Here is a 16,838-nt window from a genome sequence, read left to right as displayed (position 1 = left end):
ACAAGGATGTCGTTTTTCCGAAATAGCATTATGGATTAAGTCCAACTATCTGTTGCCTGGTCATTTCTTTAACGCTCCTTTAACGCATCATTAACAATTCCTTAACTTCGCTAAAGAGTCGTTAAAGATACTTTAAGGCAGCATAAAAGATTCAACTTGGCAGGGAAAAATGGTCTGTCTAAAAACAGGTAAAGCTCTCGCAAATTGCAAGCTAACTTATTGCGAAATAGAATAAATTTTTAATTTTGGACACTATAAGTTGTGAACAGGTATTAGGAAAAAACAGGTAGAGCACATTCTTTTTTTGCCAATTCCTTTTCTCTGTAAACCTTATTTCTCTTTACAGTTGGGCAGTTATATTGCGTAGAAAGCGGCAGAATATTGTTTTTTAAAGGAATCCACAGCAGACAGAAAATTATCTATGCCCTATCAATATTAAAACTTATTTTCCTTATTTTTGAAAAGTGGTTGATGATAGCACCTAAGCGGGAAAAAACAAAATCCCCTTGACTAAACAACCAGTTCTAAAAGAAATGCAACAACTTCACTTTTCAGTATATTGGAGCGATAAATGCTAAAATTAGACCTTAATAAAGAAATGGTATCCAGAGCCCGGAAAGCTGCTTCTCAAATAACTAATGCTTTCCTTTGGCTGTTTGATGGTTACACTACTGTAACAACGGAAAGAACAGTTTTACGACTAATGGGAATTGACGGTGCCCTTAAAGATGGTAAACCCTTGCCCAATGTAGTAGTAGATCAATTGGTGGAAAATTCTGCGTTGCAGAAAGGAGCAGCGATTTGGGTAGCTAATGCTATGCTAAAAAAGGGTTTTACAGCTCAGCAAGTAGCGGAAGCGGTTGCCTGTAATGGTTTGGAATTAACCCAAATTTCTCTTGCCTCAGGTGAGGAAATACTAAATACACTTAATCCCATAGTAGAAAAGATGTTGGGTCATATAACTGCCCAAAAGCAAAAACGCGAGGAACTTCTGGCTGAATACCAACCGCGTCCCAAACCCGCTATTTATGTAATTGTTGCAACAGGAAATATTTATGAGGATGTAGATCAAGCCAGAGCTGCAGCCAGAGAAGGAGCTGATGCTATTGCCGTTATCCGTTCCACAGCTCAATCCTTATTGGATTATGTTCCTTTTGGCGCTACGACTGTTGGTTTTGGAGGCACTTTTGCCACGCAGGAAAATTTTAAAATTATGCGTAAAGCATTGGATGAGGTCTCCCGGGAAGAAAAGCGTTATATTCACTTAACTAACTATGCCAGTGGACTTTGTATGCCAGAAATTGCTGCTATGGGGGCAATGGAACGCTTGGATATGATGCTGAATGATGCAATGTATGGCATTTTATTCAGAGATATTAATCCCAAAAGAACCTTGCTGGATCAATATTTTGCGCGGATGATAAATGCTTATGCGGGAATTGAAATTCAAACGGGAGAAGATAATTATTTAACTACTTCCGATGCTGTTGAAAAGGCATATACGGTTACCGCAAGCCAGTTGATCAATGAAAGTTTTGCTGTTTTAAGTGGTATTAAGCCCGATAAAATGGGTTTAGGACATGCTTTTGAGATAAATCCCGAGCTGGAAAACAGCTTTAGTTATGAGTTAGCGCACGCACTTTTGACCAAAACCCTATTTCCTGATTCCCCGGTTAAATATATGCCACCCACGAAATTTGCCAGCGGCAATATTTTCCATACCTATCTGTTAAATGCAATGTTCAATTTTGCCGGTCAGCTTACTGAACAAGGTGTGCAGCTTTTGGGAATGATGACGGAGGCAATTCATACTCCGCATTTGGCAGACCGCTTTTTGGCTATTGAAAATGCGCAATATATATTTAGAGCGGTGAAAGACCTGAACCAAAATTTATGCTTAAGTGAAGATAGTTTTATTAATAGCAGAGCAAATGAGGTCTTGGCTCAAGCGACGGAATTTTTGGAAAGAGTGGCGGAAGAAGGTCTTTTTAGTGCTATGAGTAAAGGCGAATTTGCCGAAATTAAGCGTCCCGAAAACGGGGGAAAAGGTTTGGAAGGTGTCTTTATGAAAGACGGTGATTATTACAATCCCTTTATGGAAAGTATGAAGCAGGAGCTTAAGCTATGAGCAAAAATATTATTCGTCCTTATGGTGATACTTTAAATGACGGCAAAATGCAGCTTTCTTTTTCGCTGCCTGTTTCCTGTGATGCTTTGGGTAAAGAAGCGGCGCGGAAACTATTATTACAGATGGGTTTTGACGAAGCGGAAATAACAGCTATGAATGATTTAACGGAGGGTTTTACGCATTTTATTGCTTATGCTGTAACTTCCACCAGTGTAGATATCAGCAAAATCAAAGTGAAAGTGGTTGATACACCGGTAATGACGATGGAAGAAACAGATGCCTTTGTGGCAGAGCATTTGGGGCGTAAAATAACGGTTGTAGGTGCTTGCATTGAAAGTGACGCCCATACCGTTGGAATTGATGCTATAATGAATATGAAAGGTTATAATCATCGTTACGGTTTGGAACGCTATCATAGCTTTAATGCCCTCAATATGGGTGCTCAGGTTCCCTGTGAAGAACTCCTTGCCAAAGCCAGAGAAGTGAATGCAGATGCGATTTTGGTTTCCCAGGTTGTTACCCAGAAAAACATTCATATCAAAAATTTAACCCGCCTCATAGAACTTGCTGAAGCGGAAGGTTTAAGGGATAAAATGTTATTTATTTGCGGCGGACCGCGCCTTTCCCATGAATTGGCAATAGAACTTGGTTTTGATGCCGGTTTTGGAGCAGGAACTTATGCCACCGATGTTGCCAGCTATATTGCCATAACTCTGGCAAAAAGCATAGCCCGGAAATAGATATTATGGATAAGGATTTGAGCAGCATTATATGTTAACATTATTGATAACGATTATTGCCTTCGGATTGATGATTTTTGTGCATGAATTCGGGCATTTTTTAGTGGCGCGTGCATTTAATGTAGGAATTGAAAGTTTTTCTATAGGTTTCGGAAAAGCAATTTGGCAAACGGAGAAAAATGGTATTCAATACCGATTGGGATGGATGCCGTTAGGCGGGTATGTAAAAATGCAGGGAGAAAATCCCGAGGAAAATATCGGGGTTCCTGAAGAACAAACATTCTTGGGAAAATCCTGGTGGAAAAGAGCCCTGATTGCTTTCAGCGGACCTTTTGCCAATTTACTTTTCGGGTTGTTACTATTTGTTATTGCCTTTATGTTACCTCAAAAACAGGAAGACCTGTTGCCCATTATTCACAATGCCAAAGGCGTTTGGGCAGAGTCCTTTAGCGCTGCGGATAGCATTATTAGCGTTAACGGCAAGCCGGTGAAAGGGTTTCAGGAATTTATGCTGGCGCTTTCGGGAAAAAAAAATAATACTATCTCCTACCTCCATAAAGGAGAAAAGCGCATTTTGCAAGTAGCTCCTGTAGCAGTGGATTCTTTACTTAAATCCCTTGAACCGAAAGTGGATACAACAATCGGAGAGGTTTTCACCGGAATGCCTGCCTGGAGAGCAGGATTGAAAACGGGGGATAAAGTTTTGGCTGTGGATAGCGTATCCGTTGCCAACTGGTATGAAATGCGGGAAAGGATAGTTGCCTCAAAAAAAGATGAAGTTCAGCTAACAATTTTAAGGGAAGGTAAAATATTAACTCGCACGATTGCTTTGGAAGAAAATGTTTCAATGGGTGACCAGAAAATGATTGGCATCAGTCAATATATGCCGGTGAAAAGCGTTACCCGCTATAATCCTTTGCAGGCAATCAGTTATGGGGCAAGGAGCACAGTTAGTTTTATCGTTCTGAATTATGTGGGTTTATACAAGCTGGTTATGAAACCGGAACAGTTGAAAAACAATCTTGGCGGACCGGTGATGATCGCCACAATGGGTCAACAGGTTGCCCAGAGAGGAGTTAGCTCTTTAATTATCTTTCTTGCGTCCATCAGCTTAGTTTTGATGATAATGAATCTTTTGCCAATTCCCATTCTGGATGGGGGTCATATTTTCTTTGCTTTTCTGGAAGGCATTTTTGGTAAACCTGTACCGATAAAAGTGCAGGCATTTTTACAGCGTATCGGTTTTGCCCTGTTAATGTTATTGATGTTTTATGCTTTCTATGCAGATATTTCCAAGCTGCTTATCCGGCAATTCCTGTTAGGACAATAGATGTTCAGTTTTACATTGCAAAAAACCTGTGGTAAAGCCCGTGCCGGAATTATCAAAACAGAACACGGGGATATTTTAACTCCCGTTTTTATGCCGGTAGGAACTTTGGGAACGGTTAAAGCAATGAGTCCCAAAGAACTGGAAGAAGTGCAAGCACAGATAATTTTGGGGAATACCTATCATCTATATATGCGTCCAGGCCATAATTTAATTCAAAAAGCAGGTGGTTTGCATCAATTTATCAGCTGGAATCATCCTATTTTAACAGATAGCGGTGGTTTCCAGGTAATGAGTTTAGCTTCTTTACGCAAAATCAGCAAAGAAGGGGTTAAATTCCAGTCCCATATTGATGGTTCGGCTCATATTTTTACTCCGGAAAAAGTGATTGAAATTCAGGAAGCCCTTGGTGCAGATATAATTATGAGCTTTGATGAATGCCCTCCCTATCCTTCCACCCGACAGTATGTGGAAAAATCACTTTCCACTACTCTAAATTGGGCTGAGCGAGGGAAAAAAGCATTTACTAATCAGGAACATCAGGCACTTTTCGGAATCGTGCAAGGAGGAATTTATGAGGACTTGCGGGAGAAATCTGCCCTGGAACTGATGGCTATGGATTTTTCCGGTTATGGCATCGGGGGTCTTGCTGTGGGGGAAGAAAAAGAAGAACTAATTAGGATTACTTCTTTTCTGAATGATATTCTGCCAATTGATAAACCTCGCTATTTAATGGGAGTAGGAACCCCTGCCGATTTACTGAATAACATTGATAGAGGGGTGGATATGTTTGATTGTGTGATGCCAACTCGCAATGCCCGCAAAGGTAGTATCTTTACCCGATATGGCAAAATGATTATTAAGGCAGCACGCTATAAAGATGATTTTAAGCCCATTGACCCACTCTGCGGTTGTTATACCTGCACTCATTTCAGCAGAGCTTACATTCGCCATCTGATAACAATGAACGAAATATTGGGAATGCGGCTTACTACTATTCACAGTTTGTGGTTCTATCAAGAATTGATGCAACTGGCACGAATTGCTATTCAGGAAGATAGATGGGAGGCATTTCTGGCGGAAATGCTCCCTGTTTTGGATACGATTGTTTAGGCAAAAGTTTCTTTGCAGCTTTTTGTTTGTTTTTGGTTTATGGCTTTATGCGTCAGTTCTTTGGAGTGTGGAAACTGATGTAACGACCCCTGCCGATACCGTTAAAACATATATTCCCCAGCCCTGGATGGAAAACTGGCTTTCCCGAAAAGTGTATCCGCTCATTTTCAAAGTGGAAGCAGAACGCGCAAAAGAACAGGAACTATATCTTGGCTTTGAGAAATATGAGGGCAAGAAAATAGAGGCAATTTACATTGTTAATCTGGATGTGTTTGATTTGCTTCCTGCCAAATCGGAAACACATTTCTACAATCAGGCATTAAAATTAGGTAACTCTTTGCACTATAAAACCCGGGACTGGATAATTGAAAGTATGCTTTTTTTTGCGGAAGGAGATTTGTTCTCTGCTGAAGTGATGAATCGTAACCTTGCCTATTTGAAAGAACTTCCCTATTTAAGAGAAGCGGAATTACTGATTAGCGATAATGAGAATGGCTCCGTTGATGTCTTCGTTCTGGTGCGGGATAAATTCTCACTGGAACTTAGCGGCAGGATTATTTCCCAAAGCCAATACCGTTTGAAGATAAATGAACAAAACATTCTGGGCTTGGGGCTTGGACTGAAACATATTTGGCAAATCAATCCCCGGGAATTAACAACTACCAGCTGGGAAACATATTACAGCAATGCTAATATAAAAGGCACTTTTCTTCGTGCCGATGCTTACTGGAAAGAGCTTTCCGGAAACTCTAACCAGGATCTATATTTCAGCCATCCTTTCCTCTATCCGGTAACTCCACATTCCGGAGGATTGGAAATTACCCGAAATTACCTTCATCCACCAGCAGATACTTTATCTACGGAAAAATGGACTTTGGGCTCCTGGTATGCCCATAGCTTTGGCGAAGAAGAGAATCACGCCAATGCATATAAATACTCAGCTTTTGCCCTGGATAAAAACTGGTTTAGCATCAGACCGGAAGTTAATGCCAATACCGGTAAACCCTGGCATAATAATATCTTTGCCTTAAGTGCGTTTGTTATCAGTAAAACGGATTATACTTCGCTTAGAAATGTAAGCTTATTTATGGTGAATAATGTTTTACCGCTTGGATATTTATGGGAAAACCTCTTGGGCTATGAAGACGGAGAATACAATAATCGGGTTTTTGCCGGTTTGCATTATTCGTGGGCTGATAAATTGCCCCGCGGTTCCTATCTATATTTTTCCAGTGCCCTGGAAACATATCTGGCTAAAGAAGGGATGGAACAAAGCGTCCTGGCTGTTGAGCCGTTGTTTATTTCTCCGTTACAAAGCCGGGGAGCTTTCCGCAGCAGGTATTTTTTTAACAGCAATCTAATCATCGGCAGTAAACGATATCCGCAGGAAAAGATGAATGTTACTTCTCTTACCGGCTATCGCGGAATCTGGAATTTGCAGGGTGATAAACTTATCCGCTCCGCTTGGGAAAAAGATACTTCCACGCCTTACCAAATCTGGGGCTTCAAAATCGGACTTTTTACTTTTCTGGACTGCGCTTTTGCTACCGATCACTTCTCTCAAATCAGCTCTAAAAATGTGCTGCTGACGGAAGGAACAGGATTAAGAGTTTATAATCCTGCCCTAATTTGGGATACTATAGAACTTTGTTTTGCCCTAAACCAAAAAAAAGGAAAACAGGGCGAATGGAAACTAACCCTTTCTACGAAAAAAGGTATCCAGATACCGGATTTTTCGGGTAGAAGACCGCAGCCATTTAAGTTTCAGTGAAGAATGAATATTACAGGGGAACCAGAGTAGAATTGAGGAAAAATTGGAAAGGGTTGAGAGCTTTTTTTAAACACAAAGAGCGATACAATGATAGCAAGTGGGAGAAAATACTTTTCTTGAAGCAGGAATAAGTTTTGCTTGACAGTATAGCTATCTTTTTTATCAGGTTATAAAAGGGCTGTATCAGATGTAACATCATAACAGTCCCTGGATATTATGAATGAATAATTAAGGATATTATCAAGAAAGGAGATACTATGAAAACACAAGTTAACAAACTCCTTCTTCTACTGATATTTTCAGTAACAGCTATTGCTGCCTTTTCTACGGTTAGCGAATATACTTTTGCATCCGCATTAGGAACTTTTACTGAAATCAGTGGAGGAACAATTCACGGAACCAGTGCTAATAATGATGAATGTTTTTTAGCCATTCCACTGGGCTTTACTTTTACCTATAACGGTGTTGATTATACTACTATCAGCATCGCTTCCAACGGTTTTATCGCTATGGGTGATACTGTATTAACAAGTACTGTTCCGATTAGTTCTGGAACTTCTACAAACAATATTATTGCGGTTCTTTCCCGTGATATCAAATCCAGAGCAGAGGGAACTCTTATGTCTTTAAGCAGTGGCGCTGCACCCAATCGGGTTTTTACTATTCAATGGAAAAACTGGCGGAGAACTCCTACTGCTACAGCTAATGATGATTTTACTTTTCAACTTCAACTTCAGGAAAACGGTAATAAAGTGGTCTTTATTTATGGTCCCTTTACAGCTGTAACTTCTGCTACTGCTGCTACTATCCAGGTTGGCTTAAGAGGTAATTCCAATAGTGATTTTAATAATCGGACCACTACAACCGACTGGTCTGCTACTATAGCTGGAACTGCTAATAACAATACCTGCACTTTAAGTGCAACTGTCTTTCCTGCTAATGGATTAACTTACACCTTCACACCTCCAGTAACGGGTGAACCACCTTTGGCAGCTCAAAATCCTCATCCTGCTAATGGGGCTATTAATGTTCCCATAGCTACAAATCTCAGCTGGAATTCCGGAGGTGGAGTTGTTGAGGGTTATAAGGTTTATTTTGGCACAGATAATCCTCCTACCAATATAGCTAATGGAGTAACGCAAACGGCAACGATATATGATCCCGCTAATGATTTTACTTACAGCACTAACTATTACTGGAAAATCGTTCCCTATAATCAATTTGGCGATGCGGTTAATTGTCCTATTTGGAGCTTTACTGTTCTGGCAGATCCTACAGTAACAACCTATCCTTATGTAGAAAACTTTGATACAATTATTCCTCCTGATTTAGCTTTGGGGTGGACAGCTATCAATGCCAATAATGATGCTTATACTTGGCAGTCCTATAATGCCAATGGTAATACGGCTCCCAATTCTATGCGCATGCGTTATAATACTTTAGTGGCAATGGATGACTGGTTAATTACACCTCCTCTTGTCTTTACTGATACTCACAATTACAAAATAAAATTCTACTACTGCAGCGGAAGTACCACTTTTGCAGAAAAGCTTTCTGTTTATTGGGGAACAACTCCTGCAGCGGCAAGTATGACAAATCTGCTTTGGGAAAATTTGAACATCATCAATACTGCTTATGAAACGGCAGAAATTATTATGCCTGCAGTAACCGGTGGAACTTATTACATCGGTTTTCACGGTCATAGCGATGCCGATAGATTCTATCTCTATATGGATACTTTCAGCGTAGCGGATATAGTGGAACAGCTAAATCCTCCGCAAAACCTTACTGCTACAATTCAAAACTACTATAATGTGAATTTAACCTGGCAGGCACCTGTTTCCACTTTTGGCACCAGAGACCTTCTTGGTTATAAGGTCTATAGGGGTGGCAATTTAATTAATACTATTAGTAATCCTGCTACTCTTTCTTATACCGATATGGACTTGGAAGTGGGCACACACAGTTATACGGTTACTGCTTTTTATACTACCGGAGAATCGGTTCATGCAGGTCCTGTAAATGTAGAAATTGTTGCTCCGCTTGATCCGCCTCTGAATTTAACAGGCACAGTGCAGAATAATACGGATGTTTTCCTGGATTGGGATGCACCCGGGGTAATTCCTCCTCCTACAGGTTTTAATGATGGCTTTGAGAGTTACGCAAATTTCTCTATTAATTTTGCACCCTGGACTTTGGTAGATGTTGATTTAAGTGCCACTTATGGAATGCAAAATATATCTTGGACAAATGCTTATGCAGCTCAAGCATATATTATTTTCAATCCGAGTGCTACAACTCCTGCTGTAACGGATTTGGCAGCTCATACCGGAAGTAAAATGGCTGCCTGTTTTGCTGCTACTACTCCTCCTAATAATGATTGGATGATTACTCCTCAACTTTCTATTACTTCAGGTAATGTCTTAAAATTCTGGGCAAAAAGTTATACAAATCAATTTGGTTTGGAACGCTTCAAAGTTGGTGTTTCCACAACTGGAACAGCCCCGGCTAACTTTACCATTATTAGTGGAGCCAGCTATATTCAGGCACCTATTGATTGGACGGAATATACTTATGACCTAAACGCTTATGTAGGACAAAATGTTTATATTGGTATTCAATGCGTTTCCAATGATGCCTTCATTTTCCTGGTTGACGATGTATTTGTTGGAACTGCTACTAAGGCAAAAGATTACCCCTATGTTGCTACAGTTCCCGGAACGATTGAACGGGTAAAAGGTGTTCCTGCTCCTGTTAAGGAACAACCAAAGAATGCTGAGCGTTCCCTTGTGGGCTATAAGGTCTATCGTAATGGAACATTGATTTCTACTATTAGTAATCCTGCCACCACTGACTATACAGATCTTACCCTTGCCAACGGAACTTATAATTATGGCGTAACAGCACTTTATTCAACCGGGGAATCAGTTCCCGCTACTGTTAGCGTAACAATCAATTATCAGCCAGCTCCAGCGTTCTTTACAGATGATTTTGAAAGCTATGCTAATTTCGTTACTTCTTTTGCCCCCTGGACTACGGTTGATGTTGATCTTGCTACTACTTATGGAATAACGGATGTTAATTTTCCCGGTAGCGCCGGTGCGATGGCATACATTATTTTCAATCCGACTGCCACAACTCCTCCGTTAACAACATTAACTGCTCACAGCGGTTCTAAAATGCCTGCAAGCTTTGCTGCAACGACACCTCCCAATAATGATTGGATGATTAGTCCCCGGGTATTTTTAGGCACCGGTTCCTATATAAAATTCTATGCCAGAAGTTATACTGCCCAATATGGACTGGAACGGTTCAAAGTAGGCGTTTCTACTAATACCCAAATTAATCCTGATAACTTCCAAATTGTTTCCGGCACAAATTATGTGCAGGCACCTGTAACTTGGACTGAATATAATTATGACCTTTCCAGTTATGACAATCAGAATGTCTATATCGGAATTCAGTGTGTTTCCAACGATGCTTTCATCTTCTTTATTGATGATGTAAGCATTCACGGAGTAAATGGATATGATAATAATGATAATTATGCTCCTGTTGTTCAAACTGAACTGAAAGGGAATTATCCCAATCCGTTCAATCCGGAAACCACTATTTCCTATAGCATTAAAGAACATATTCCTGTAAATATTGAGATTTATAACATTAAGGGTCAGAAAGTTAAAACCCTGGTTAACGAAACAAAAGCTCCCGGTAATTATACCGCCGTTTGGAAAGGACTGGATGATAATAACCATCCTGTATCCAGCGGAGTGTATTTCTTTAAAATGAATGCCGGAAAGTATAGCAGCACGAAAAAAATGATAATGATGAAATAAGGGTGAACGGTGAAAGGTGAACGGTGAACGGTGAACGGTGAACGGTGAAAGGTGAAAAGTGAAAAGTGAAAAATGGAGAATGGAGAATGGAAAAGAGATTGGCTAAGGATATTGACCAGATATTTGTGTGAATGGAGGTAACCGTTCCTTCGCTACCCTGAATTACGAAAATAACAATAAAAGCCCCGGATTCCCGGGGCTTTGTTTATTAGCAGGTTTGTAATCTAAAAAGCAAGCGGTGGCAGGTTTTGACTTACAATTTTCACCTGCCTTCAATGAAACCACACCCCCACATCTCTTGTTCACTTCCAACCGCTCTTCAGCTGGTTTCTAAACCGAAAAATTGTGAGTTAAAACAAGAAGCAGGCGGTGGTAGGTTTTGACTTACAATTTTCACCTGCCTTCAATGAAACAACACCCTACACATTTTTTTCACTTACAACCGCTCTTTAGCTGGTCTCCAAACCGAAAAATTGTGAGTTAAAACAAGAAGTAAGCGGTGGTAGGTTTTGACTTACAATTTTCACCTGCCCTCAATGAAACCACACCCAACATTTATAGTTCACATACAACCGCTCTTTAGCTGGTCTCTAAACCGAAAAATTGTGAGTTAAAACAGAAAGTACACACCCATCCAACCGAACAATCAATCACCCACTATTTTCAAGGTATAGAACAACAACCCCATAAAGCGATAACTCACTATCAGCAGCGATAATTCTTTTTCCCTTCCCAAGATATTTATTTATCAGTTCCTGCTTTATTGCGATACACGGCGGATGAGATTCCCGTATCAATCCCATATCACGATACGAGAACGATACGAGAATCATATCGGAGGGTTATAGAGAAAATTCCGGGATTTCTTTGAGAACAAAAAAATAGTCAGGTTGCCGATGGTTTTGCCTTTGTTTTAACTCACAATTTTCGGGTTTGGAAATCAGTTGCAGAGCGTTTGGAAGTGAACAAGAAGTGAGGCGTGTGGTTTCATTGAAGGCAGGTGAAAATTGTAAGTCAAAACCTCCCTCCGTTGAAATAGCAATTTTCCGAGGGGCTTATGCCACCGTCGCTATTTTCGTGCTGCCCTAAAGGGCTTTTTGGCAGAGGGCAGAGAGCGAAGAGCAGAGAGATATTTGTCATTTTTATTACGGGTTTACGCCACCGTCGCTATTTTCGTGTCGCCCTACGGGGCTTTGTATTCAGGAAGAACGACGTCCTCGTCGTTCATAAGAAACATCAACCCTCTAAACCTTCTCAACCATCTCAACCTTTTTTTACGAGGAGCTTCGCCACCATCGCTATTTTCGTGCCGCCCTAAAGGACTATATGGAATGAATGTTAGATAAAGAAGAAACCCCGAAAAACTCGGGGTTTCTTTATGTTATGTTACTTAATTCGGTTAATCAGGATGCGGAGGAACGGCGGTCTCCAGCTACACAAATTTCTATCCACATTCCATAGTTCATCAATTCTCCATTCTCAATTCTCAATTCTCAATTCTTCATTATTCACCTTTCACCGTTCACCGTTCACTTTTCACCGTTCACTTTTCACCGTTCACTTTTCACCGTTCACCATTCACCGTTCACCGTTCACCGTTCCCTACTTTGCCAGCACCATTTTTTTAGCCGATGTATAATTAGCTGTGGTTAGACGATACAGATAAATTCCGCTGGCAACATTTCTGCCATTTTCATCACGACCATCCCAGGAAACCTGATAGTAACCCGGACTACTATGTTCTTGATTATAGCTCTTGATTTTCTGACCTTTCATATTGTAGATTTCAATTTTAACCTTACCTGCTTCTTTCAGAGAATAACGAATATTAGTATTTGGATTGAAAGGATTGGGGAAGGCATTATAGAGTTTTGTAACCATCGGAACTACTGGAGGAAGCGGCTCCTGAGTTGGATCACCAATAGTAACGGTTAAAGGACCGTAGAATTGATTTGTTCCATCCAGGGCAATACTTTCCAGCCAGTAATAATAGACCTGATTTGTATAGACCTCAAAATCAGTATAGAAATAGCTGATTTGAGTTCCCGCTGCTGTGCCCTGGTCAATTAATTGAGCATTAATTTTAATGGCATTTTCCAAATCCTTTGCTTCATTCCGGAGAATATTATAACCGGAATGATTCGTCTCGGTTTCTGCCAGCCAGGCAATATTAACAAAATTCTCGGAAGTTACTACAGCAGTGAAATTAGATAGAGTTACAGGTAATGTTTGACCTTCTTGCTGAGGGAATACAAAACCCAAATCTCCAGCTGATTTAGTAGATGGTAAATTGAAAGTAACTGAGGTATCATTCCAAAGATCAACTCCTTGGCTACCGGCAGTGAGTATATTCCAGGTTCCAGGTTCTATTCTGTAGGCAATTTGTTCAGGAACGAAACCAAGATTATGGTTAATAGTGATTGTAGTTCCGGAGAAGTTTGTTCCGCTAAGCACAAAACTGAGTCCTACATTAGGAAGTTGGACTGCTGGGGGAGCCCATTCTGTAATAACGGTTATTACTGGTGTTCCCGCAATTCCTTCTATAGTTAACGAAGTATCCAGAGGATTTCCTGTAACCGGGTTATCAATTGGAGCAGGATCAGGATTGGCAGTTCCTCCGAAAGTAATTCCGCTAACAATATCACTACCGGCAAGGGTAATCCTGAAATTATCAACATAAAGGATATCCATATCAGCATCGCTGTAACCATAGAAACCAATATAATAAATCCCTGTTGCCGGTGGAGTAAAGGATGCAGTTCCTATTTCAAATTCTTCGTTGGTTAATGGACTTTGATCATCAAGAAGAGTAGTAAGAGCTGCAGGAGTAGGTGAGTTGCCAATATATACACCAAGGTTCTCAGGAAAATAATCTGATGCAACCCGATATTCATACTTAATATAGTAGGTAATATCCTTGGTTAAATTTATTGGAGGAGTAATAAACCAGTCATTCATTGCTTCGGAGGAATTATAGCTTATCTGCATTGCCATATTAGAAGCGCTTTCAGTTAATCGCTCCCATTCATTCTCATCATCATTTACATTTAAGACAGTCCAACCGTTAATATTGCTCTGGAAATCATTCAAATAAGGTATGGAACTTATAGAATAGTCAGCCCCGGTTCCGGTTAAAGGAATATTATGCTCTGTCTTACTTAAATTATCAACTATTTTTAGATTTACTGTCTTTTCACCTATGGAAGTAGGAGCAAAGGCAACAGAAACAGTCATCGCTTCACCCGATCCAAGTTCACAAGGATAGCTATTAGTATCTGTAAGCAGGAATTGATCTACATTAGTCCCAATTAATTCTATTGCAGGATTAATAGTTAAGGTTCCACCACCTATATTACTAATTGTAAAGTCCTTAGTATTAGTAGTGTTAATCTGTACCTGTCCAAAATCCCAACTGGTAGGAGTAATATTAATTGTAGGATTTGTTGGTAACTCAGATAAATGCAGCATAATATTAGGTAAATTGGTATTTACTGTTCCATTTCCCGTAGGAGGAGTGCTGTCCTGATTCCAGTATTGATGGCTACTAGCTGCACCTGTAGAATAATAGAAAGTATGGCCTGAACCACCTCCACTACCACCATAATTTGTTTCTACTGCTACTATTAAATTTCCTAAAACATAAGAGAAAGGATTATCAAGTTCAAATAAATTCCAGCCGGTAGTAGAAAAGGTATGTGTTCCCTCATCTATCAGGGTTGCACTTGCGGTAAAAGTATCCCAGCTCATAGCAGTAAAAGCAGTACCATCTGTCTGCATTACATATATCTTATATGGAACAGCCGTAGTAGATGTAGTAGCACAATTCCAGGCAACTTTATCTAATAATCCAAATCCACCTATCTGAGCATTGGTATATAAGGCAGCAGAACGTTCATAACCCCAGAGTGTACTAAAGGGCTGACGCTGAGTAGATGTCCCCGTTCCAATAACAGTATAACCTTGTTCTACAGTAGTAAAGCTGACAGGAGTAGCAGCTGTATCTCCAGCAGTATTATATGCTTTCACAGTCCAATAATATTGAGTTTCATTAAGCAAGGGGACAGTAGCGGTAAAAGTTAAACCGGTTACATCCGCAATCTCTGAAGTAGGAGGGTTATTATTATCACAATAGACCTTATACCCTGTTGGAATTCCACCAGTAGTAGGAGCTGTCCAGGTAAAGGTAGGTAAAATACTAACCAAAGTAGCTCCATTGGAAGGTGCTGTAAGAGTAGGAGCTCCGGGTGCCTCAGGAGTAATGTCAGGTCCAATTACCAGATCAATATAATAGGATGTATATGATTGTCCACCTGTTCTTACACCAAGATAATAATTATTTCCGGCAAGAGAACTTAAATCCACAATTGTATTATACCAGGTATTGGTTGCAGAATGTGTAATATTTCTGCCAATCTGCGTCCAGGTAGTTCTATCCGGAGAATAGATAACTTCTATAGTACCACTTGTGCTGGAGCATAAGGTCCACAAATTTAAAGTACTGGTGTCGGTTATAGTAACTTTAGGTGTGGAAAGAATATATTTGCTTGTATCATACGGGTATTTATAAGCTGAAGCAACTCCCTGTTTAGCATAACTTGTGGAACGGCTCCAGGAACCTGGATTTGACCAACACACAGGTGGGAAAGTGTCACTTTCAAAGCTTTCATAAAGGGCATGCTCACTTAATGAATTTCCTGATAATGCAACCTCATAGTTGGTTGCATTATAGACCATTTGCAGAGTAGCAGAATGTTCACCTATAGCAGTAGGATTATAACGAACAGGAATAGTTACTGATTGATTGGGACCTAATTCTGCCCCCAGATTCACAGGGTCAAAAGAAAACATTGAGGGATATGTTCCAATTATGCTTACATCTACTTCAGCAAGATTAAGTACTCCACCACCAGTATTTGTAATAGTAACATTTTGATAAGCAGTGGGGCTATTAACTAAAGCAGCTCCAAATGGTAAACTAGTGGGGCTGTAACTAAAGAAAGGTATTGTCGGTATAGGTTCAAAGGTTATATCATCCAAGCCCATATTGCATGAACCAGAACCATAATTACTTTTTCCTTTGAATCTAATATAGGCACCGGAAGATGCGTAATCAGTTAAGGCAATAGTATTATTGAACCAGGTATTGGTTGTCGTTAAAGTATGTTGATATAAAACATTCCAAGTTGCCATATTATCAATTGAAATCTCTATATCTAAAGGCGTGGATGAACCTGTAGAACCAATCCAAACCCAATAATTCAAGCGAATATTTCCAGAGCTGAGATCAATGGGCGGAGTAATTAGGCAATAAAAATTGTAAGAAGTAGATGCATTATATACATCGAGACGAGCAAAATATGAATCACTATGTGCAGAAGAAGCTCCATGAGAATCAGTTGTAACACATTCCCAATTTTTGGAACCACCAGAGCCATGAGTTACGCTCCAACCATTTGGTAAAGCACCACTATGTTCAAAGCCCTCTGTAAATGGAGGATTAATTGTCGGATCAGCCATAGTTGTGAAAGACCAGACAGGAAGAGTAGCAATATCTGAAGCATAGCCATAATCATTATGAGGATCAACTTTCCAGTAATAAGTTGTTGAATATTCAAGATTTGGAGGGCTGAAAGATGTTGTTGTTAAACCAGATTGTTCATTTTCAAAAGAGGTTTCACTGATTCCCCAAAATATCTTATAATCAGTAGGAGAACCACCTCCGGATGACCAATTAAGTGTCTGCGATAAGAGAATATTGGTAGCACCGTTAAGAGGGCTGACAAGATTGGCAGGATTAGGTTCTGAGGTAGGGTCAGATGTTGTCATATTTATCTGGATATTAGGTCTGGCAGTAGATAAACTCAAAGTAGGAGGATTTGAATAATCACTATTTCCTAAACGGCAACTATTAAATTGTGTAGTA

7 protein-coding genes are annotated in these 16,838 nt (G+C 40.0%); 6 read left to right on the top strand and 1 reads right to left on the bottom strand.

All coding sequences use genetic code 11. From position 1 onward, the window contains the following. Positions 1-571: 571 nt before the first annotated feature. The 6 genes from PLE33_05050 (at position 572) to PLE33_05025 (ending at position 10,915) form a co-directional block, all read left to right on the top strand. Complete coding sequence (locus PLE33_05050) at positions 572-2,128, top strand: lysine 5,6-aminomutase subunit alpha (protein ID HPS60611.1); 1,557 nt, start codon at positions 572-574, stop codon at positions 2,126-2,128. Then, positions 2,125-2,868 (top strand): OAM dimerization domain-containing protein, encoded by a 744-nt coding sequence (locus PLE33_05045; GenBank protein HPS60610.1) that lies wholly within the window; start codon positions 2,125-2,127, stop codon positions 2,866-2,868. The genes PLE33_05050 and PLE33_05045 overlap by 4 nt, the downstream gene beginning before the upstream one ends. A 31-nt stretch (positions 2,869-2,899) precedes the next feature. Continuing rightward, positions 2,900-4,198, top strand: a complete 1,299-nt coding sequence (gene rseP / locus PLE33_05040; protein ID HPS60609.1) for an RIP metalloprotease RseP — start codon at positions 2,900-2,902, stop codon at positions 4,196-4,198. Next, positions 4,199-5,308: a tRNA guanosine(34) transglycosylase Tgt gene (gene tgt, locus PLE33_05035; protein HPS60608.1), complete on the top strand. Its 1,110-nt coding sequence runs from the start codon at positions 4,199-4,201 to the stop codon at positions 5,306-5,308. A 67-nt stretch (positions 5,309-5,375) separates the two neighbouring features. Then, positions 5,376-7,079 carry a hypothetical protein gene (locus PLE33_05030; protein ID HPS60607.1) on the top strand — a complete coding sequence of 568 codons (1,704 nt, stop codon included), beginning with the start codon at positions 5,376-5,378 and terminating at the stop codon, positions 7,077-7,079. Positions 7,080-7,336: 257 nt separating this feature from the next. Next, entirely contained in the window at positions 7,337-10,915 is a 3,579-nt protein-coding gene (locus PLE33_05025; protein ID HPS60606.1) for a choice-of-anchor J domain-containing protein, read from the top strand. 1,602 nt (positions 10,916-12,517) lie between these two features. Here the strand turns inward: PLE33_05025 and PLE33_05020 are convergent. Further along, positions 12,518-16,838, bottom strand: a 4,321-nt coding sequence (locus PLE33_05020; protein HPS60605.1) for a choice-of-anchor J domain-containing protein, incomplete at its 5' end; no start/stop codon positions are given.

This window comes from Candidatus Cloacimonas sp., from assembly GCA_035403355.1.
GTDB lineage: Bacteria > Cloacimonadota > Cloacimonadia > Cloacimonadales > Cloacimonadaceae > Cloacimonas.
Note: the sequence above shows the minus strand (reverse complement) of the source record. Positions and strands in the feature narration are given on the sequence as shown.

Bases quoted from the DNA above. Each gene is read 5' to 3' on its own strand.
- PLE33_05050 (HPS60611.1), top strand. From the start codon at position 572: ATGCTAAAATTAGACCTTAATAAAGAAATGGTATCCAGAGCCCGGAAA.
- PLE33_05045 (HPS60610.1), top strand. From the start codon at position 2,125: ATGAGCAAAAATATTATTCGTCCTTATGGTGATACTTTAAATGACGGC.
- rseP (HPS60609.1), top strand. From the start codon at position 2,900: ATGTTAACATTATTGATAACGATTATTGCCTTCGGATTGATGATTTTT.
- tgt (HPS60608.1), top strand. From the start codon at position 4,199: ATGTTCAGTTTTACATTGCAAAAAACCTGTGGTAAAGCCCGTGCCGGA.
- PLE33_05025 (HPS60606.1), top strand. From the start codon at position 7,337: ATGAAAACACAAGTTAACAAACTCCTTCTTCTACTGATATTTTCAGTA.